Raw genomic sequence first — 21,186 nt, forward strand, 5'->3', positions numbered from 1 at the left:
ATAAAACTAAAAAAACTAATTTAAACCAACAGCATCTCTAATAATTTCCATTTTAGCAGCCGCAATTTTTCTAGCTTTTGAAGCACCAAATGCTAGAATCTCTTTTACTTCTTTTGGATTATTTAAAAAATGTTCTCTTTTTTGTGCAAAGGGTTCAAAATGTGCATTTATTTTATCTAATAAAGTCATTTTAAAATGTCCATAACCCTCACCTGGAGTTGCATATCTTTTTCTTAAATCTGTTAATTCATTTTCATTCATAAATAGTTTACATAAAGTATAAATATTACAATTTTCCCACTCTTTTGGTTCGTCCAACTCTCTTGAATCAGTTACTATTCCCATAACTTGTTTTTTGATAGTTTTAGGTGTACCAAACATATCAATAGTATTTCCATAAGATTTAGACATTTTAGCTCCATCAGTTCCTGGAACTGTTGCCACATCTTCATCTACTTTTGACTCAGGAAGAACTAATAAATCTCCATATATGTGATTAAAGCTTGTTGCAATATCTCTTGTCATTTCCACATGTTGAATTTGGTCTTTTCCCACAGGTACAATATTTGAATCAAAAAGTAAAATATCAGCAGCCATTAAAACTGGATATGAGAATAATCCATGACTTGCTTGAAAACCTTTTGCAGTTTTATCTTTATATGAATGAGCTCTTTCTAATAATCCCATAGAAGTATGATTTGATAAAAGCCAATAAAGTTCTAAAACCTCTTTTACATCATGTTGAACCCAAAATGTTGATTTTTCAGGATCCATTCCTAAAGCTAAGAAATTTACAGCAGCTTCAAAAATATTTTTTTCTAAAAATTCTTTATCTTTTACAGATGTTAGTGCGTGATAAGAAGCTATAAATGCAAATAGTTCTCCATCATTTTGAGATTCAACCATTTTTTTAATCATTCCAAAATAGTTTCCTATGTGAATTGTTCCTGATGGTTGAATACCTGATAAAATTCTCAAATCATAATCCTTGTTTTTTTTGGAAATATTATATCAAAAGTAACTAAAAGATTAGTATTTTAAAGCCAATAAGAATCAAAACAACTCCACCAAGAAGTTCAGCTTTTGTTTCATATTTAGCTCCACCTTTTTCTCCTAGATAAACACCTAAAATACTAAATATAAAAGTAGTAATTCCTATAATAAATAAAGAAAGATAAATATTTAAATTAAATAAATGCAAAGTAAACCCAGCTGCCATGGCATCTATACTTGTGGCAATTGCTAAAGTTAATAAAATTTTATTTGAAATTTTTGTTATCTCTTCTTCAATATTTTCATTAAGTGCTTCATATATCATTTTTGCACCAATAATGACTAATAATACAAAAGCAACAATGCTATCATATCCTTGAATATACTCTTTTAGTCCAATTCCTCCAAGGTAGCCAATAAAAGGCATTAAAGCTTGAAAAATACCAAAAAATAATCCAGCTTTCAAAGCCAAAACTTTTATATTTCCTTTATTTTTTATTCCAAGTCCAATAGATACAGCAAAAGCATCCATGCTAAGTGCTATTGATAAAATAAAAACTTCTAACATAATTCTCCTATTTTATATAAAGGTGGGATTGTAACTAAAAATATTAAGCATTCTTCATATACTATGCTGAAAATTATAAAATATATGGAAATAAAATGGAAAATTGTAAATTTGGATTAAATGATCATAAACCTTTTTTAAAGGATGAAAATACCAATCATCATAACCACGAGCATAATCATGAACATTCTCATGACCACAGAGGAACAGATAAAAAAGTTTTAAAATGGGCATTAGGAATTACTCTAATCACAATGTTTTTGGAGTTCTTTTATGGCTTTTTATCAAATTCATTAGCACTTATTTCAGATGCAATTCATATGTTTACTCACTCTTTTGCTTTGATTGTTTCACTTCTTGCAATTGTAATTGCTAGTAAAAAAGCTCCAATATCAAAAACATTTGGCTTTTATAGAACGGAAGTAATAGCAGCGTTTGTGAATGGAATTACTATTATGTTATCAATTATTTGGATTGTGTATGAAGCAATTGAAAGATTTTTCAATCCTCAAATTATTGATATAAAAACTGCAATGATTGTGGCAATCGTAGGTTTAATTATAAATATAATTACAGGTTTTATTTTAATGCAAGGTGATAAAAACAATATTAATCTAAAATCATCATTTGTTCATATGTTAAGTGATGCTTTATCTTCGGTTGCAATTATTTTGGGATATGTAGTTATTTATTTTACTTCTTGGTATTTCATAGATATGATTCTTGCTGTAATTGTTTCAATTGTCATAGGGAAATGGGCGATTGATATTTTGAGAAATTCAATTAATACTTTGATGGAAAGTTCACCTTTGGATATAAATGAAGTAAAAGAATTTATTGAAAAACATAAAGAAGTTTTGGAATTACACGATGTTCATATTTGGGAAATAACTCAAGATATGTATAATATGACAGCTCATGTTAAAATAAATAAAGAATCATTAGAAAATTATGAACAACTTTTACATGAAATAAACCATGAATTAAAAGAGAAATATAAAATAGTTCATACGACTTTTCAGTTTGAATGGGAATAAACTTATCAAAAGAAAGTTCAATTTGTTTATGATACAATTGCCGAAATTTTTAAAAGGAGATAATATGGCAGCTGTAATAGTTGAAAAAGCATGTGGTTGTTTTAGAAATTCAGATTTCGAGCAAGAAACACACTATGATAATGTAGATGAAGCTTTGGAAAAAGCAAATGAAATGTGTATAATTATGAATGAAGATTTTTGTCACAAACACACATTTAAAACACAATATGTTGATGGTAATGTAATGATAAAAATGGAAATGAACGGATAAATTTAACTTATCATCTAATCTCTTTGTAGAGTTTTTTTGGCTACAATGCACAAAAAATAATACAAAGAGCCAAAGATGATAGATATAAAACTACTACAAAAAGATTTTGACTATGTTACAACAGCTTTACAAAAAAAAGGTGTTGATAACTCTGTCCTAAATAACTTAAAAATTCTTGCATCTACTTCAAAACAAAAAAGACAAGAGATGGAAGATGTAACAGCTGAGCAAAATGTTCTTTCAAAAGAGTTTGGAAGATATAAAAAAGAGAACTTAAATATTACGACACTTCAAGAAAATATAAATAATTTAAAAAACAAAAAACAAGAATTAGAAGAAGAAGTTAGAGTTTTAGAAGAAGAGTTAAATTCTATTATTTTAGGTGTTCCAAATATGCCAGACGAATCAGTTCCTGTTGGCGCTTCTGAAGATGAAAATGTAGTTTTAGAAGTTCTTGGACAAAAACCATCTTTTACTTTTGAACCAAAAGAACATTGGGATTTACCTAATGGTTGGATTGATTTTGAAAGAGGTGTAAAAATCGCAAAATCAAGATTTGCAGCACTTCGAGGTGATGGTGCTAGAATGGAGAGAGCTTTAATCAACTATATGCTTGATTTTAACAGAGAAAGAGGTTTTAATGAATGGTATGTTCCCTTTATGGCAAACTCAAATACTCTTCAAGGAACTGGGCAACTTCCCAAATTTGCTGATGATTTATTTAAAATTGAAGGTGAAGATTTATACCTAATTCCAACTGCTGAGGTATCTTTAACAAACCTATTTAATGATGAGATTTTAGAAATAGAAGAACTTCCAATGTTACTTACTTCTTATACTCCTTGTTTTAGAAAAGAAGCTGGAAGTGCTGGAAGAGATACAAGAGGATTAATTAGACAACATCAATTTGATAAAGTTGAAATGGTAGCAATTACAACTCCTGAACAATCAAGTGAGGTTTTTCTAAAAATGGTAAATTGCGCTAGTGATTTATTAACTTCTTTAGGTTTAGCTCACCAAAAAGTTCAACTTTGTACAGGCGATTTAGGATTTAGTGCCGCTGTTACTGTTGATTTAGAAGTTTGGTTACCTGGACAAAACAAATTTAGAGAAATTTCATCTATTTCTAATACTGCTGATTTTCAAGCAAGACGGGCAAAAATTAGATTTAAAGATGGTAAAAAAAATACTTTGGCTCATACTTTAAATGGTTCAAGTTTAGCTGTTGGAAGAACACTTGTGGCTATTATGGAAAATTATCAAAATGAAGATGGAAGTGTAAGAATTCCAGAAGTTCTTAAAAAATATATGTAATAAAAATAAGAGCAAATAAAAAAGGGAGAAGTTAGATAACTTCTCCCTTTTTTTTTGGACTTTAAGTTTTATATAAAAATAGTTTATAGAATATATACAATAAAACTTTTAATTTTTTTTTGGAAGGAATAAAAAAGAAGTTTCATCTTAAAAAAAAATCTTATAAAAACAAAATTTCTTAACTAAGGAGAGAGAAAGTAGACAAAACCTCTTATTTGTAAAATTATACATACTTAAAACTTAAAGAATGCTATTTTAATGCTACGATTATAAAAATTTATTTAAATTTAACAATTAATTTATAAAATTAAAAGAATTACTTTACAAAAACTTTGGTATCATAAATTTTATTATCAATTTTTACTTCAAAATAGCCTTTTGAAACATTGTAATGTTTAAAAGTTAATTCTTCTGCAATAAAAATATTTTGTTTATTATAAATAGGAATTGAGCTTTCAAAATAACCTAAAGAGTTTCCTATTTTTACTTCAATTCTTTTATTTCTAATTTCACCAAATACAACTATTTTTGAAAAACAAATTCCATTATAATCTTGGTCTGTAATTTTCTTGTGTTGAATATTTTCACCATTCCCATTTTCATGGAAAACTCCTACTGCATAAGATGCCTGAATCTCTGAATTTGATGCAAAAAGTGCAAAGCTTGTTAAAAGTATATATATAATTATTCTCATGAGAAATATTACAATGATTTAGTGTAATTTTTGTATAAAAGTATAGTTATATTGATAGCTATCAAGGAATTATTTACAATTAAGGGTTATTATTTTAATTATAATTTAAGGAGAAGAAAATGGGTATTCCAGAAAATGCAAAACAAATAGAAGTAAATGGTGCAACGGTACCATTTTTTGAAGATGAAGAGGCTTATTATTTTGATTCAAGTTTAACAGGTCCTCCTGAACCTATGGTAAATGCCATGGTTGGACTTCAATTACTTGATGACAAACACAAATTAGTAATGATAAATCACAAGCCTCCAATGGGATTATTTCCTAAAATACAAGATTCATTTAATTATGAAATAGTTGAATTACCTAATGATAAAGTTAAAGTAATTTTTATAAAAAAAACTAATACAAGTGTAAATCTAAAAGATACAGATAGTTCTTGTAGTGGTTCTGGATGTATGCACTAAAAAATGAATATATCACAACAATTTGCCCCACCTTTTAAACTTGTAGGAAGTTTCTTTATTAGTGCTATGATTATATTTTTTATAAGTATATTATTGCTTTTTAATTTTGATATAAATATGATTCATACTCAAAATAGTTTAGTTTTATCTTGGGTGCATTTATATTTATTAGGTTTTGTTATGATGAGTATTTTTGCTTCCATGGCACAACTTTTACCTGTAGTTTTGGAAGTTGAACACTTTTCTATCGATTTATATTATGTTGTTAATCCCTTACTTTTTATTGGAACTACAATAATATTTATTGGTTTTTATAAATATCCTATGGTTTTATCTTATGGTGGAGTAGTTGTTTTTATTTCATTTTTCATTTTTTTATTAGAAAGTTTTTTAACTATTAAAAAAGTAAAAAAATTAAATTTTTTATCAAGTACAGTTTTAGTTGCAAATATATTTTTATTTTTAGGATTAGTTGTTGCTATTATTTTATCTTTTGTTTATTCAGGAGTATTATTTTTAAATATAAAAGCTTTGATGTTATCTCATATATATTTAGTTTTTGTGGGATATTTAGGAATTACGATTATTTCGATGAGTTATATTTTGATTCCTATGTTTTGGCTTTCACATTCATTTAACAATATTTATCTAAAAATAGCATTTTATAAGATTAGTTTTGGTGTGGTTTTAGTCGTTTTTAGTCAAATATTTGACCTTTATATATTTGAATATTTAGGATATTTTGAAGTTTTAATTGGATTTATTTTTTTTATTTATCAATTATATTTAATATTTAAAACAAAAGTTAGAAAACAAAAAGATATTTATTATAGATATATTGTATTTTCGATTACAAATTTTATTATTGCTTTAGTTTTAGTTTGTTTTTATTTCGTATTATCAAATGATTATTTATTATTTGTTGCTGGATTTATATTTTTATTAGGTTTTTTAACTCCAATTATTACAGCACATTTATATAAAATCATTCCTTTTTTGGTTTGGTTTCATAGATTTTCAAGTTTAGTTGGAAAACAAAAAGTTCCCATGTTAGCTGATATGGTGCCTGTTAAAAGTTCAGATTTTGGTTTTGTTTTTTATTTATTAGGATTTGTTTTAAGTTTAATAGCTTTTATTTTTACTAGTGATATTTTATTTAAATCAGCAGTTAGTTTTTTATTTGTTGGAGCGTCTTTTATTGTAAAAGATGTTTTTTATATCATAAATTTTAAAGGATAATTTTATGTACACAAAAGAAGAGATTTTTAAAGCAGTTTCAACTGTAAATGACCCAGAGGTTGGCTTTAATTTAGTAGAAATGGGTCTTATTTATGATGGTGTTTGTGATGAAAAAATGAATGTAGTTGTAACAATGACTTTAAGTACAAAAGCTTGTCCTTTACATCAAATGATTTTACAATGGGTAGAAGAAGCAGTTTTGAGAGAGCTTGAAAAAGTTGAACATGTTGAAATTGATTTAGTTTGGGAACCAGCTTGGAATATTTCAATGGCGAGTGATGAAGTAAAACAAAAACTTTCTTAAGTAAATATAGTTAGATTAATTTAATCTAACTATAAATAATTCTTCTTGTAGTTTCATTTGCATCTTTTTTAAGTTGATCATAAAGCAGTTGATATTTAACTTTGTCATCAAAAGAAATAGGTGTTCTAATTGATTTATATTCAATTAAAACTCCATCTTTATAAACTCCAGAAACTTCAGCATAAACCCAATAAAAACCTTCATCTTTTCTTTTGTTTTTTACAACTCCACTCCATGAACCTTTTATATCTAAATCTTTCCAAAGTTCTTTAAAAATAGATTTTGGCATATCAGGATGTCTTACAATATTGTGAGGTTTTCCTATTAGTTCATCAGCTGTATAACCTGAAATCTCTGCAAAAGTTTCATTTGCATAAGTAATATTACCTTTCAAATCTGTTCTTGAAACTATTAATTCTTCTTTAGGAACAATCGTTTCACACAAAAAATTTCCTGATAAAAATTCCATATTATCTTCCTGTTTTATCAAACGATTCAGCAAATCCCTCTAAATCTTTTTTTCTTAAATCTCCATTATAAACTATATTTGAAGCATCAATTGTATGGTCATTTAAAACTTTTGGCACAGCATCTGCATTTTCCAATACTTCCATATGAGAATTTAATTCATCTTCACTATAAGCCATTTGCATATCAGCACTCATTACATGAGGAATGGCTTCAATAACTTTTAATTTTTTTAGCTCCTCAGCAACACCTCTTCCCTCAATTGTAATAATGATTCTTCCTAACTCATCATGCATATGATAATCGCATACATCACAGTTTTTTAAAGATTCAACAACTTCGTTTATATGTTTTGGCAATGTTTTTACAACGATACTTGAAATATTCATTTTATAATCCTTTTAATTTAATCAATTTTATAATAATTTATCTTTTTATCATCACTTGATACAAAAATTTCATTTTCATTTATAAATAAAATATTTGTTAAAGTACTTCTATTTTGTGTTAATTTATATAAATTTTCTTTTGTATTTATATTAAAAACAGTTACATTATTCTCTTCATCACTTGCAAAAGAGCCTAATTTAGCACTTGGACTTAAAGCTGCACTATATATTAAAAAAGAGGCTTCTTTATAATAAGAGTTTTTTTTGTCTGAAGTATAAATCGCACATCTTCTATCTTGTCCAGCTGTAATAATAATATCATTTTTTATGTCAACTTGGAAAACATTATCAAGATTTAAAGTATCAAATTTTTTTATTTGACTTAAATCTTTTGTATTAACCATAGTTAAAATACCACTTTCATCCGCAACTACAACTTTTGTTTTATCTTCATTTAATTTAAAATTTGAAAATTTTGATTGAGATATTTGAGTCTCGTTTATTATCTTTTTATTTTTAAGATCATAAAGATAAATTTGATTTGAAAGTAGGGCATAAATTATGTGATTTTCATCTATAAATTTTGCATATGCAATAAATAATCTATCTTTATCTTCTATGATTTTATTTAATTTTCCATCTTTATAAATATCGATATTTCTTCCACCATTTTCACCTTGAGATAAAATTAGTAAATCATTTTCTAAAATATCAACACTATAAATCCTTGCATCTATAGTTTCATTCATAAAATCTTTGATTTTTGGAACTTTAATTGAATCAACTTTTTCTTTTGTTTTTAAATCAAAAATATCAACACTAGATGCAGCTGTTGCCACATATAAATGTTCATTTTTTAAAACCAAATCAGTTACTCCACCACTTGTGGTTAAAGAATAGTTTGGAATTAAATCTTTTGCCCAAGAGCTAGATAAATATAAACAAATAGTTAAACATGTAAATATGATTTTTCTCATTTATTTTCCTTTAACTAACAATTTTTATGGCATTTGTAGGACATGTTTTTATACAAAATCCACATGAAGTACAAGAGTCATTTATACTTGGTCTAAACATACCTAAAAAATCTATTGCATCATCTAAACATGGGTCTTTACAAGAAAAACACATTGTTTTATTCCATGATAAACAAGATAAAACATCTATTTCTATTTTTATATTTATTCTTTTTTTATCTTCAATAGTTAAAACTTCATTAGGACAAGCTTCTGCACATTTATCACAATAAGTACATCCACTTGATGAAAAATCAAGTTTTGGAGTAAAATCTTCTTGAATAAATATTATATTTTCTTCACAAACTGTAGCACAAATACCTTCACAATCTTTACAGTTTGTAAAGAAAATATCTTCATCTTTAAAGTAAGGAGGTCTTATTATTTTCTCTTGTTTCTCATCTTTTTTAAATGATGAAACAAGAGAACTAAAGAGTTCTCTTCTTTTCATTATTTTTTATTTTTTAGAGTATCTAAATCATCAGTCATAACTTCATTCCAAGTTGAATGACTTTTTCCATCTTTTCTTGTAAAGTTAGATTTAAAAGTATTCTCAACAGCTAAACCTCCAGTACTTTGAGGAGCATGACAAGCAGTACAATTGAATCTTGCATTTGATAATGTGTCAATAGGTTTTATTGAAATTTCATTTTTCATATTATCAACTTCTTTTACAAAACTACCATCTTCTTGAACTGTATTTTTTGGTCTAAAATTAATATAGTGTGATTTTGGAATAGCAGTTGCACCCATAGATTCAGCAACTGCTGCATCGTGGCAACCAACACACGCATTATTATCAGGTGTAATTTCTAATAATCCCTCAACATCATGTGGAATCATAGGAGGAGCATTTTGGTAAGCTCTTTCTATTTTATATCCACTCATTGGTTGTGAAGTACCATATTTTGTCTCATCAGGAGCAGCTTTGTCTTCTGAATATATGTCAACTTTTCTTAAACCTAACGAATCTTCCGTCACTGTTTTTGGTGCACTTGCAGCAAATAATATTGTTGTTGCTACTGTTATTGCTAAAGCTAATTTACCTAACTTCATTTTTGTTTTCCTTTTTTAAATTTTTTATTGAAAAATTAAGAGCATCATCATCACAAACTTCTACGCATCTTCCACAGTTTGTACATTCCCCGCTTAATACAGGAATAGAAGTTTTTGTAACCATGTGTAAAACTTGATTTTCAGGACAAACTTCTTTACATTTCATACAAGCTGTGCAATTATCAGCATTGTGATGCACTCTTATTAAACTAAATCTTCCAACTAGTGAATAAAATCCACCAAGAGGACAAATATGACCACACCAACCATTTTTTAAAACAAATAAATCGAAAAGAAAGATTACAAGTATTGCAGCCCAACCAAATCCTAATCCAAATATGATTCCTCTATGAACCATAGAAATAGGAGATACTAATTCAAAAGCAGCAACACCCATAAAAAAAGATATTACAAGACTAATTGCTATTACCCAATATCTTATACTTCTTGAAGCTGGTTGTTTTTTTTGGATTTGATTAAATCCAAATTTTCTTCGTAAATAGTTTGCTAAATCTGTAATCATATTTACAGGACAAACCCAAGAACAAAAAGCACGACCACCAACAATCATATAAAATATAAGAATAAAAAAAGCTCCCAGCAAAATATCAAACGATATAACTGCACCTGCAAAAAACATTTGTAAAACAGCATAAGGATCACTTAATGGAATAGTTTTTGCTACCAATGAAGAACTTAAATTCCCCATTAAAATATTTATTCCATATAAGTTTGCAATTACATATAAAACCATAATAGATATTTGCGAAATTCTTCTAGCAATTAGGAATCTATATTTTTTATAAATATTATTTATCATTTTAATAAATCCTCCATATCATTGCTATTATTTAAAGAATCAACTGCACTATCTTTACTTATTTTTGTTTTTGTAGTTGTGCTTGTAGCATTTTCTACTCTTTTTTCGTCTTTTTTATCCCAACCTTGCACATAATGATCTCCGACTTTTCCTAAAGCTACATCTCGTGGTAGTACAAAAATTGCTGCTTTTTGTGTTACACAGGCTTTTTCACACAATCCACAACCTGTACATACATCTGTATGAACAACCGGTTTTAAAAAGGCGTGTTTTCCTGTTCTTTCATTTTTTGTATATTCAATACTAATAGCATTTCCCAAAAGTGGACAGGCTCTATAACAAGCATCACATTGGATACCCCAAAAAGCAATACATGAACTATCATCAATAACAGCCACTCCCATTTGAGCTTTTGTTATGTCTAGTTTTTTTTCTTCATTTTGTACTGATTTTATATTTAATGCTCCTGTTGGACAAACAGGAACACATGGAATATCAACACACATATAACAAGGTATTTCCCTTGGAATATAAAATGGTGTTCCAAGAGGTTTGTTATCTCCTGGTTTTGCTAATCTTAAAGTATCAAATGGACAGGCTTCTACACACATCCCACATTTTATACATGTTGCTAAAAAATCATCTTCTTTAAGTGCAGCAGGAGGTCTTAATATTAATGAAGTAGCTTTTACTTCATCAACGAAAGCACTCCAAGTTAAACCTCCAAGAATTGCTAAGCCAGTAGCTCGTGCAATTGTTAGAAAAAATTTTCTTCTTTCAGTTATTGGTAGGTTTTTTTCTGTTTTCATCTTTTCTTCTTTTATTTCTGTTTAAACTTTTACGCTTGATAAATTTTAACCGCACATTTCTTAAAGTCTGTTTGACCTGATTGTGGACAAGTTGCATCTAAACAAACTTTATTGATAAATACTTTTTCATCAAACCAAGGTACAAATACTAAACCTCTTGATGGTCTATTTCTTCCTCTTGTTTCAACTCTTGCTTTTACTTTTCCTCTTCTTGATTCAACCCAACATAATGCACCTTGTTTTACACCATATGTAACAGCATCTTCAGGATGCATATAACATAATGCTTCTGGAACAGCTCTGTAAAGTTCTGGAACCCTCATAGTCATAGTTCCTGAATGCCAATGCTCTAGTACTCTTCCTGTACATAACCAAACTGGATATTCAGCTGTTGGAACTTCCGGTGGATCCATATATGGTCTTGCAAAAATTTTCGCTTTGTTTTTTAATGATTTTTTAGTTTGGTCTTTAACACCTAATAAATCACCTTGAGCTAACTCTTTTGCTAATGTTCCATAGAATGCAAAATCGCTATCAGGACTTGCTTTTTTAGCATAAGGATCATATTTAGTGTTAAATCTCCATTGTGTTTCTTTTCCATCAACAACTGGCCATTTTAATCCTCTTACTTTATGGTAAGTATCAAAGTCAGCTAAATCGTGTCCATGACCTCTTCCAAATCCAGCATACTCTTCAAATAAATATTTTTGAATAAAGAATCCATAACCTTTGAATACTTTTCCATCACTTCCAAGAACTTTTCTTGAGTCACCAAATCCTTCACTATTATCATATCCAGCTTGAACAGGGTCTTTTTGGTCTAATTTGTAAGATTTAGCTTTTTTATTTGCGAATAAAATATCAAACATAGTTGTGTTTTCATTATATCCCATAGCTTTTGCTGCTTCTATAACATCTGGAAGTTTGATTTCACCTTTTGAACTTAAAAGTGATTGTTCACCCCATAAATCTTTTACAGTAAATCTTTTTGAAAGTTCAACCCATTGCCATGTATCAGACATTGCATCACCAACTGGTAAAACTTGTTGTCTCCAATGTTGTGTTCTTCTTTCTGCATTTCCATATGCTCCCCATTTTTCATAAATCATGGCAGTTGGTAAAATTAAATCAGAAACTTTTGCAGAAATTCCTGGGTATCCATCTGATGTTACAATGAAGTTATCCATTTCTCTTGCTGCTTTAATCCAATGTGTTGCACTTGCTGTATCTTGGTATGGATTACAAACATTTACCCACGCAAATTTGATATTTCCATCTTCAATATCTCTATGGATTTTCATAATATGTTGGTGACCTTTTGGATTTAAAGTTCCAGCAGGAATTGCCCATGCATTTTCAGCGATTTCTCTATGTTTTGGATTATCTACCATCATATCAGCTGGAAGTCTATGTGCAAATACTCCAACTTCTCTAGCTGTTCCACAAGCACTTGGTTGTCCTGTTAATGAAAATGCTCCAGAACCTGGTTTTGCTTGTTTATTTAATAAGAAGTGAACATTATATGAAAGTGTATTTACCCATGTTCCTCTTGTATGTTGGTTCATTCCCATTGTCCAGAATGAAACAATTTTTCTATCTTTTTCAATATATAAATCAGCTAATGCTTGAAGTTTTTTCTTAAATTCTTCAATATCTTCATCAGGATTTCCTTTTGAAATTTTTGCTACATAATCAAGAGTATAAGGTTCTAATGCTTTTTTATAATCTTCAAATGAAATTTCCCAGTGTGCTAAACCTGTATTTTTATTTACTAATTTATCACCAGCTTTATATCCATAAGGAGCAAGAGCAGGAGCTTCATTTTCAGATACGATTTTTTCCATTTCTTTAGAAATAGTTTGCATTTCTAAATCTGAATATTTTCCATCAACGATAGATTTTTCATCACTTCTTCTCATACCATAACCAATATTTACAGGACTTGCTGCAAATACAATATGTTCTTTAATGAAATTCCAATCAATAGCTTCTGGACGATTATATACAATTTCTCTAGCTATATAATTCCATAAAGCAAGGTCAGTATTTGGAGTAAAAATGATTTCAATATCAGCAATATCAGAAGTTCTATGTCTATAAGTTGAAATATTTACAAGTCTAACTTTGTCTGGATTAGATAATTTTCTATCTGTTACCCTTGACCATAAAATAGGGTGCATTTCTGCCATATTTGAACCCCAAGTTACAACTGTATCTGTAAGTTCAATATCATCATAACAACCACTTGGCTCATCAATACCAAAAGTTTGATAGAAACCAACAACCGCAGAAGCCATACAATGTCTAGCATTTGGATCAATTGCATTTGATCTAAATCCAGCTTTCATCATTTTTTGAGCTGCATATCCTTCCATAATTGTATGTTGTCCAGATGCAAAAACTGCAACTCCCTCAGGACCTTTTTCTTTAAGGGCAACTCTTATGTGTTTTTCCATTTCATCAAAGGCTCTTTTCCAAGAAACAGGAGCAAAATCAGCTTTTTTATCAAATTCACCTTTTGCATTAACTCTTAATAAAGGTTGTTTTAATCTATCTGCACCATACATGATTTTAGCATTAAAATAACCTTTAATACAGTTAAGTCCTCTATTAACAGGAGCTGCTGGATCCCCTTTTACGGCAACAATTTTACCTTCTTTAGTAGCAAGCATAATACCACAACCAGTTCCACAGAAACGACAAGCTGCCTTGTCCCATCTCCAACCACCTTCAGCTGTATCTGCTTGTGCTTGTAAATCAGCTGGTACACTCATACCAATTGCTGCTGCTGCACTTGCTGCTGCTGAACTTTTTAGGAAGTCTCTTCTTGAAAGCGACATCTTTTCTCCTTTTTTGAAATATAATTCTTTACTCTGAATTGTAACACTTAAGCCCAAATTTACGGTTGACCTGCATCAAGACCATGAAATCTTCATTAAGATAAAATCTTCCTATATAAATAGTTGAAGAAAAGGATAAAAAATGGGATTTCATAGTTATATAAGAGCAGTTGGAACTGGTCCTAAATCAAATAGAGAATTAACAAAAAATGAAACAATTGATGCGATAGAATCAATCTTAAATCAAAGTGTTCATAGTGAACAAATCGCAGCTTTTTTATTAGGTTGGCGTGTTAGACTTGAAACGGTTGAGGAGTTAAAAACAACTCTTGAAGTTTGTAATAAATATATAAAAAGAGTGAAAATAGAAAACTCAATAGAACTAGGTTATCCCTTTGATGGAAAAGCTGATAATCCATATTTATTGCCATTGATTCCTAAATATTTGAAAAAGTTTGATTTAAATCTTGTGGTAAGTGGCGATGAAATCCAACCTGCAAAAAAAGGTTTAACAATAAAACAACTTTATGAAAACATAGAATTTGATGATAATATTTTCTATTTTGATAGGGCTGATTATTTTAAAGAGTTAAATGATTTAACTAAAATAAGAAATATTTTAGGACTAAGAACTGCATTTAACACAGTTGAAAAACTACTAAATCCAGGAACTTCTGATTATGCTGTAAATGCAGCTTTTCATAAACCTTATGTTGCAAAATATAATCAAATATTTGGTAACAACTATAAAAACCTAATCATAGTAAAAGGAAATGAAGGAACACCCGAAATCTTTTCAAAATGTAAATATTGGCAAACAATAGATGGAAAAATTAGTGAATATATAATCGACCCTGAATATTTCGGAATAAATTACAAAAAATCAACAGATATAATCCCACCTGAGGAGTCATTAAATATGACAAAAAATCCAAGTGATGAACTAGAAAAATTAGCAAAATTAAACGCAGCAATGTTTCTTGTAGCTGCCCAAAAAGCCGATGATATAAAGATAGCTTTTGAAATGATTGAATAACGATTTTTATTATACTTTGGATATTATTAACACAAATAAATATCCAAGGTTAAGTTTTATGTCTATGTTTCAAAGTTCAGTATTAAAAAGTTTTTCTCAAGATGAGAGTTTAGTAGTTCTTAGATGGTCGTTGTTTCAAAAGTATTTGAATCTACAATGAAAATTATTTACGATTTAAATTAATTCTATTAAAACTAATTGATATACTAAAAAATAAAAGGTTTTATAAAAAATTATAATAACGAGATTTTAAATGAACTAATAAAAGTACTTTTATCTATTTCTAAATTTAAGAAATTATGAAGGGTTTCATAAAAAAAGAGTTATAAAAAATCTAGATAAATCACTTGTAGATTATGATTTATATTCTACATCTTCAAATATTCTATTTTTAGTACAAAGAGAATTTAGAACACAAAAAAAAGGCAATAAATGAATTTGCATTTAAAAAATACCATTGTAGCTGGAATTAGTACTTTACCATTTGGTGGAGGAATATCTGTTTTAATAGATAAATATATACCTGATAATCTTCAAAAGAAGAAAAATCAACTATTAGAAAATATACTTAATGATTTAGAAAAAATAAAAAACAAGATAGATGATGATTTTTTAAAAAGTGAAGATTTTACCTTAACTTTTTTAAGGATATTCAATAAAGCTATGGTAGAAAATAATGTGATAAAGTCTAAAATATTTCGCATTGTTTTAAAAAATATTGCGATTAATAGTCAAAGTGTTGATTTGGAAACAGAATTATTTATAAAATTAATCGAAGATTTAATAACTCACCAATTTTATTTTTTACATATGATAAGTCATAGTGAAATTGTTTACAAGAATGTACATTATTTTACAGATTTAAAAGATCATGAAAAATATTCTTTAACGAGTTTAGAAAATTATGGATTAATTGAAAAAATAGATAATCAGTTTAATCAAAGTAAATATAAACTTACTACTTTAGGAGAAAGATTTTATTTGTTTATAGATTATGAAAATATTTATAAAGAATTTATTGATGAATTACAACAATCAAAAAAATGATTATATAAAAATCTAGGATTATAATATGGGAAAAGATATATTACTTCAAGATAAAAAAACTGGACAATTTTTTTCTTTTTCACCATTCCAAGTAAAACAAAAAGTTTGGGAAAACAATAGAAATATTCCAAAAGATTTAAGTGAAAATATAAAACAAAAGCCTAATGAAAATTGTATGTGGTTTGAAGAAAATTGGGTTGAAAAAAGTTTTTTGCCAAAAGATTATAAAGAACCAATTTCTGAAATACCTAGTTATGATCCAGCTTGGATAACTTTTCTTTTTGAAGCACTTGTAATTATTTCTAAAAACAAAGATGATTTTGTAGTTACATTAGATGAAATAAATAGTAATTTATATGACACAAGAATATTATCAAAGTTTGTTACTAAACTAAAAAATTATGATGAAAAATCTCAATTAGATATTCTAGTTACATTTGATGGTTCAATTATGTTACCAATAGATGAAAACTACAATACAACTGAAAAAGCTGTAAGTAAATTCAACGAAATAATAGGAGCTTTGTTTTTAGGGGGAATTTTAGTAAAACCTATTGATTTAACTAAACTACAACAAGGTTGTATTATAGAAAATGGAGGTTCTAATTTTTCTTATATACCATCACCGAATAATGACTTTAGAAATAAATCTTCAAGCATAACAGAAAGAATAAAAGCACTGTATCCCAACCATATACAAGTAGAAGAATTTATAGAAGCTTATAACTTTGGCATCAATATAATCAATAAAGTGAATTTCTCGCCTATCTTTTTAGCATTGGGATATCATTATTTAAATCAAGGAAAAATAGCTGAATCTTTAAGTAATCTATGGATAGTTATGGAGCAAATAACAGACTTTTTATATCAAAATAAAATAGACTCTTCTATATCAAAAATTTTGAAAAGAGCATTACCAAAAAATATCAATATAAAAACAAAACATGATATTTTACATGAAATAAAAATTATAAATGAACAAAGCTTTCAAATTTTAAAAAGTAATAGAACAGACAGAAATAATCTTTTACATGATGGAATAATACCAAATAGAGAAAATGTAATAAAACTTTGGACTACTTTATTAGATTTGCTTGAAGTTGCCATAAATATAAAGCTTGAAAAATTGCAAGAAAATTCTAAAATGGTATTAAATAGAAATTTAGATAGGCATGTAAAAGATATAACTCCTAAAAAAACTAATTTTGAACAATGGAAAATAGAAATGTCCGAGCTTGAGAATGAATATAAATGTTAAAAGATAAAAGAAACTGCTGAATTAAATTATAAATAAAGGGGATAGATACATTTTATTTTTCTTAACTCTTAATGAAACTACCAAAAAATAACAAACTGCAATATTTCTTATTATTAGTCGAAAAAGTTTATATAATAAATATAAATTCCAAAGACTAAAAAATGCAAGAATTAATAATCAATGAAAATAATATAAAAAACAAAATTTATACTATACAAAATCTTCAAGTTATGTTGGATAGAGATTTAGCAGAACTTTATGGAGTTGAAAATAGAGCTTTAAAACAAGCTGTGAAAAGAAATATTGAGAGATTCCCCGCAGATTTTATGTTTGAGCTAACAGATATTGAGATAGATTTTATGGTATCACAATCTGTGATACCTTCAAAAAGCATCTCGGAGGAGCAAAACCTTTCGCTTTTACAGAACAAGGGCTTGCTAGTTTATCAAGTATTTTAAATAGTAAAATTGCTATTGAGATAAATATTTCTATATTAAGAGCTTTTGTAGATATGAGAAGATTTTTAATCGATAATGCTTCAATTTTTCAAAGATTTACATATCTTGAGCAAAAAGTGATAAGTTATGATGATAAATTTGAAAAAATATTTAAAGCTTTAGAAGATAAAAATAGTGTTCCAATTCAAAATATTTTTTACGATGGACAAATTTATGATAGTTATAGTTTTATAAATGATTTACTAAAACTAGCAATTAACGAAATAGTTTTGATAGATAATTATATAGATGATACGGTTTTTACTCTATTTAGCAAATACGAAAATATAAGTTTTATAATCTACACAAACAATATTTCAAAGCAACTAAAATTAGATTTTGAAAAATATAAGAAACAGTATAAAAATATAGAATTAATTGAATTTAAAAATTCTCATGATAGATTTCTAATATTAGATAAAAAAGTGATTTATCATCTTGGTGCTAGTTTAAAAGATTTAGGTAAAAAGTGGTTTGCATTTTCAAAGATGAGTTTAGACATAGATGAGATTTTAAAGAAGTTGGAAGGGTAAAAGTTAGCAAGATAGAATATATGATTATAAAAGGTATGAAAAACATGAAATAAAAAGAGATGGAGAAAAAAAGAATATGGTTTATTTCTGGTAAATAAAAAACAAATAAAAAACAAAATGAAAACAAATATGATTAAAACCCCTAATTTAAAGCTTTTTTAGAAGTAATTTTATTTTATAAAATAAATAAAAATCAAAAATAAGAAAATAAATAATAACAAACTGCAATATTTTTTATCATTAGTCAAAAAAATTTATATAATTCTTGTATAAATTTTAAAGGCTAAAAAATGCAAGAATTAATAATCAATGAAAATAATATAAAAGATAAAATCTACACAATAAGAAATCTTCAAGTTATGTTGGATAGAGATTTGGCTGAACTTTATGGAGTAAAACCTATTAGACTTAGAGAACAAATTAAAAGAAATATTGCTAGATTTCCAGATGATTTTATGTTTCAACTTAGTGAAACTGAAGTGGATTTTATGGTATCGCAAAATGCGATACCTTCAAGAAAACATCTTGGAGGTAGTTTACCACTTGTTTTTACAGAACAAGGTGTATCGATGCTAAGTTCTGTTTTAAAAAGTGAAATTGCTGTAAATATAAGTGTTCAAATAATAAGAGTATTTGTATCTATGCGAAAACTAATCTCACAAAATATATCTATATTTGAGCGATTTGAAAGAGTTGAACAAAGATTAACAATCCATGATAAAAACTTTGATAAACTTTTTGAAGCATTAGAAGATAAATCCTTAAAAGCAAAACAAGGAATATTTTATGATGGACAAATATTTGATGCTTATGTTTTTGTAAATGATTTATTGAAAACTGCGGTTCATGAAGTTGTTTTGGTAGATAACTACATTGATGAAACAGTTTTTACTCTTTTTTCTAAATATCCAAACATAAAAATAAAAATTTACACTCAAAATATCTCAAAACAACTAAAACTAGATTTTGAGAAATATTCAAAGCAATACCAAAATATAGAATTAAAAGAGTTTAAAAATTCCCATGATAGATTTTTAATTATTGATAAAAAAGAGCTTTATCATCTAGGCGCTAGTTTAAAAGACCTAGGTAAAAAATGGTTTGCATTTTCTAAGTTTGAGATTGAGAATTTGAAGATATTGGAGAAACTAGAATAATTTAAATTTGAAAAGAATAACGATTTGTAATGTTTTTAATTATTAGTTTCGAAATTAAATATAATAAGATAGAAATTTCAAAGGCTAAAAAATGCAAGAATTAATAATCAATGAAAATAATATAAAAGATAAAATCTACACAATAAGAAATCTTCAAGTTATGTTGGATAAAGATTTGGCTGAACTTTATGGAGTTGAGACAAAAAGAATAAATGAAGCAGTTAAAAATAACCAAGATAAATTTCAAGATGACTTTTATTTTGAATTATCAGATTATGAATTTGAAGATTTGCGGTCGAAATTTTCGACCGCAAATTTCTCAAAAACAAGAATAAATCCAAAAGTTTTTACTGAACAAGGTATTTATATGTTAGCCACAATTTTGAAAAGTAAAATGGCTTCTCAAGTAACGGTATATATCATAAAAACTTTTGCTAATCTGCGAAAAATTATCTCACAAAACATATCTATGTTTGAGAGATTTGAAAGAGTAGAGCAAAGATTGAGTATTCATGATAAAAACTTTGATAGGCTTTTTGCAGCATTAGAAAATAAATCACTAAAACCAAAACAAGGAATATTTTATGATGGAGAGATTTTTGATGCTTATGTTTTTATCAATGATTTAATAAAAACAGCCAATAGTGAAATAATCCTAATTGACAATTATATTGATGAAACCGTATTTACTCTTTTCTCAAAATATCCAAATAATAAAATAAAAATTTATACTCAGAATATTTCAAAACAACTAAAATTAGATTTTGAGAAATATCAAAAACAATACCAAAATATAGAACTATTTGAATTCAAAAATTCCCATGATAGATTTCTAATTATTGATAAAAAAGATATTTACCATTTAGGAGCAAGTCTGAAAGATTTGGGTAAAAAGTGGTTTGCTTTTTCTAAGTTTGAGATGAATACTTTGGAAGTTTTAAAGAGATTAAAATAGTATTTTAAAGCAGAGTAAAAACTCTACTTTACTTAGTTTGATCCAAAGTTACAGGAACATGTTTTATACATCTTGCTGTGAAGAAATCTCTACTATAATTTGGTGAAGATAACATATGATTTTCAAGTGTCCATTCATTTGATTTTTCGATTGTTACACTTTGTGAAACTTTTCTTATAGCTCTGTTTTCACATATAATTTTTTCATGATTATTAAAAGCGTTTTCAACTTCATTAATTCTGTCAATTGTCACAACATAGTGTGAACCAATAAAAATCCCCATGATTCCAACCATAATCGTTAATGCTTTTTTCCAAACACCAGCGGGTATAAATTTTCTTGTAGTAACGATGATCGTAACAACCAATATGAAGATTGCGATTGCCAAATATCCAGCTTCTAATGTTAAAAATAATTCCAT

At 27.4% G+C, this 21,186-nt stretch carries 25 protein-coding genes; 13 read left to right on the plus strand and 12 right to left on the minus strand.

Features of this window, described 5'->3' with window-relative positions; genetic code table 11:
- Positions 1-15: 15 nt before the first annotated feature.
- Both trpS and B0174_RS01505 read right to left on the minus strand, forming a co-directional pair.
- Positions 16-978 carry a tryptophan--tRNA ligase gene (gene trpS, locus B0174_RS01500; protein ID WP_108557876.1) on the minus strand — a complete coding sequence of 321 codons (963 nt, stop codon included), beginning with the start codon at positions 976-978 and terminating at the stop codon, positions 16-18.
- Between the two features lie 43 nt (positions 979-1,021).
- Positions 1,022-1,561 carry a manganese efflux pump MntP gene (locus tag B0174_RS01505; protein ID WP_108557877.1) on the minus strand — a complete coding sequence of 180 codons (540 nt, stop codon included), beginning with the start codon at positions 1,559-1,561 and terminating at the stop codon, positions 1,022-1,024.
- Between the two features lie 95 nt (positions 1,562-1,656).
- On the opposite strand from B0174_RS01505, the gene B0174_RS01510 reads away from it, so the two are divergent.
- The 3 genes from B0174_RS01510 to serS all read left to right on the plus strand — a co-directional run bounded on the left by B0174_RS01510 (position 1,657) and on the right by serS (position 4,183).
- The gene (locus tag B0174_RS01510; protein WP_108557878.1) at positions 1,657-2,598 is read left to right on the plus strand and encodes a cation diffusion facilitator family transporter; all 942 of its coding nucleotides are present in this window, start codon (positions 1,657-1,659) and stop codon (positions 2,596-2,598) included.
- Positions 2,599-2,662: 64 nt separating this feature from the next.
- The gene (locus B0174_RS01515) at positions 2,663-2,869 is read left to right on the plus strand and encodes a hypothetical protein (RefSeq protein ID WP_108557879.1); all 207 of its coding nucleotides are present in this window, start codon (positions 2,663-2,665) and stop codon (positions 2,867-2,869) included.
- Between the two features lie 75 nt (positions 2,870-2,944).
- On the plus strand, positions 2,945-4,183 hold the full coding sequence (serS, locus tag B0174_RS01520) for a serine--tRNA ligase (protein WP_108557880.1): 1,239 nt from the start codon (positions 2,945-2,947) through the stop codon (positions 4,181-4,183).
- Positions 4,184-4,499: 316 nt separating this feature from the next.
- On the opposite strand, the gene B0174_RS01525 is transcribed toward serS, so the two are convergent.
- The gene (locus B0174_RS01525; protein ID WP_108557881.1) at positions 4,500-4,877 is read right to left on the minus strand and encodes a hypothetical protein; all 378 of its coding nucleotides are present in this window, start codon (positions 4,875-4,877) and stop codon (positions 4,500-4,502) included.
- Between the two features lie 119 nt (positions 4,878-4,996).
- Here B0174_RS01525 and B0174_RS01530 point away from each other — a divergent pair, with 119 nt between their 5' ends.
- From B0174_RS01530 to B0174_RS01540, 3 genes are read left to right on the plus strand one after another with little or no spacing between them, the layout of a single operon-like run.
- Positions 4,997-5,341, plus strand: a complete 345-nt coding sequence (locus B0174_RS01530) for a hypothetical protein (RefSeq protein WP_108557882.1) — start codon at positions 4,997-4,999, stop codon at positions 5,339-5,341.
- 3 nt (positions 5,342-5,344) lie between these two features.
- Positions 5,345-6,580, plus strand: coding sequence for a hypothetical protein (locus B0174_RS01535; RefSeq protein ID WP_108557883.1), 1,236 nt, complete (start codon positions 5,345-5,347; stop codon positions 6,578-6,580).
- A gap of 4 nt (positions 6,581-6,584) precedes the next feature.
- Positions 6,585-6,884, plus strand: coding sequence for a metal-sulfur cluster assembly factor (locus B0174_RS01540; protein ID WP_108557884.1), 300 nt, complete (start codon positions 6,585-6,587; stop codon positions 6,882-6,884).
- A gap of 25 nt (positions 6,885-6,909) precedes the next feature.
- Here the strand turns inward: B0174_RS01540 and B0174_RS01545 are convergent, their stop codons facing one another.
- From B0174_RS01545 to napA, 8 genes are read right to left on the minus strand one after another with little or no spacing between them, the layout of a single operon-like run.
- Entirely contained in the window at positions 6,910-7,353 is a 444-nt protein-coding gene (locus B0174_RS01545; protein WP_108557885.1) for a PAS domain-containing protein, read from the minus strand.
- Position 7,354: 1 nt separating this feature from the next.
- Complete coding sequence (locus B0174_RS01550) at positions 7,355-7,741, minus strand: chaperone NapD (protein ID WP_108557886.1); 387 nt, start codon at positions 7,739-7,741, stop codon at positions 7,355-7,357.
- Between the two features lie 17 nt (positions 7,742-7,758).
- Positions 7,759-8,718 carry a hypothetical protein gene (locus B0174_RS01555; RefSeq protein WP_108557887.1) on the minus strand — a complete coding sequence of 320 codons (960 nt, stop codon included), beginning with the start codon at positions 8,716-8,718 and terminating at the stop codon, positions 7,759-7,761.
- Between the two features lie 10 nt (positions 8,719-8,728).
- Positions 8,729-9,208 (minus strand): ferredoxin-type protein NapF, encoded by a 480-nt coding sequence (locus B0174_RS01560; RefSeq protein WP_108557888.1) that lies wholly within the window; start codon positions 9,206-9,208, stop codon positions 8,729-8,731.
- Positions 9,208-9,813, minus strand: a complete 606-nt coding sequence (locus tag B0174_RS01565) for a nitrate reductase cytochrome c-type subunit (protein ID WP_108557889.1) — start codon at positions 9,811-9,813, stop codon at positions 9,208-9,210. The genes B0174_RS01560 and B0174_RS01565 overlap by 1 nt, the downstream gene beginning before the upstream one ends.
- Positions 9,800-10,621 (minus strand): quinol dehydrogenase ferredoxin subunit NapH, encoded by an 822-nt coding sequence (napH, locus tag B0174_RS01570; RefSeq protein ID WP_108558066.1) that lies wholly within the window; start codon positions 10,619-10,621, stop codon positions 9,800-9,802. Before napH ends, B0174_RS01565 begins: the two co-directional genes overlap by 14 nt.
- A gap of 8 nt (positions 10,622-10,629) precedes the next feature.
- On the minus strand, positions 10,630-11,442 hold the full coding sequence (napG, locus tag B0174_RS01575; protein ID WP_108557890.1) for a ferredoxin-type protein NapG: 813 nt from the start codon (positions 11,440-11,442) through the stop codon (positions 10,630-10,632).
- Between the two features lie 29 nt (positions 11,443-11,471).
- Positions 11,472-14,282: a nitrate reductase catalytic subunit NapA gene (napA, locus tag B0174_RS01580; protein WP_108557891.1), complete on the minus strand. Its 2,811-nt coding sequence runs from the start codon at positions 14,280-14,282 to the stop codon at positions 11,472-11,474.
- A 142-nt stretch (positions 14,283-14,424) separates the two neighbouring features.
- Here napA and B0174_RS01585 point away from each other — a divergent pair, with 142 nt between their 5' ends.
- The 7 genes from B0174_RS01585 (at position 14,425) to B0174_RS01610 (ending at position 20,765) form a co-directional block, all read left to right on the plus strand.
- Positions 14,425-15,318, plus strand: coding sequence for a glycosyl transferase (locus B0174_RS01585; RefSeq protein ID WP_108557892.1), 894 nt, complete (start codon positions 14,425-14,427; stop codon positions 15,316-15,318).
- 432 nt (positions 15,319-15,750) lie between these two features.
- Entirely contained in the window at positions 15,751-16,365 is a 615-nt protein-coding gene (locus B0174_RS01590) for a hypothetical protein (protein WP_108557893.1), read from the plus strand.
- Positions 16,366-16,390: 25 nt separating this feature from the next.
- Positions 16,391-17,623 (plus strand): hypothetical protein, encoded by a 1,233-nt coding sequence (locus tag B0174_RS01595; RefSeq protein ID WP_108557894.1) that lies wholly within the window; start codon positions 16,391-16,393, stop codon positions 17,621-17,623.
- A 161-nt stretch (positions 17,624-17,784) separates the two neighbouring features.
- The gene (locus B0174_RS12350; protein WP_228156392.1) at positions 17,785-18,081 is read left to right on the plus strand and encodes an ORF6N domain-containing protein; all 297 of its coding nucleotides are present in this window, start codon (positions 17,785-17,787) and stop codon (positions 18,079-18,081) included.
- Between the two features lie 53 nt (positions 18,082-18,134).
- A complete protein-coding gene (locus B0174_RS12355) occupies positions 18,135-18,653 on the plus strand; it encodes a hypothetical protein (protein ID WP_228156393.1) in 519 nt (172 codons plus the stop codon).
- A gap of 290 nt (positions 18,654-18,943) precedes the next feature.
- Complete coding sequence (locus B0174_RS01605; protein ID WP_108557895.1) at positions 18,944-19,810, plus strand: ORF6N domain-containing protein; 867 nt, start codon at positions 18,944-18,946, stop codon at positions 19,808-19,810.
- A 91-nt stretch (positions 19,811-19,901) separates the two neighbouring features.
- Positions 19,902-20,765: an ORF6N domain-containing protein gene (locus B0174_RS01610; RefSeq protein WP_108557896.1), complete on the plus strand. Its 864-nt coding sequence runs from the start codon at positions 19,902-19,904 to the stop codon at positions 20,763-20,765.
- Between the two features lie 28 nt (positions 20,766-20,793).
- Here B0174_RS01610 and B0174_RS01615 read toward each other — a convergent pair whose 3' ends face one another.
- Positions 20,794-21,186 carry a hypothetical protein gene (locus B0174_RS01615; RefSeq protein ID WP_108557897.1) on the minus strand — a complete coding sequence of 131 codons (393 nt, stop codon included), beginning with the start codon at positions 21,184-21,186 and terminating at the stop codon, positions 20,794-20,796.

This window comes from Arcobacter caeni, assembly GCF_003063245.1.
GTDB classification, from domain to species: Bacteria; Campylobacterota; Campylobacteria; order Campylobacterales; family Arcobacteraceae; genus Aliarcobacter; species Aliarcobacter caeni.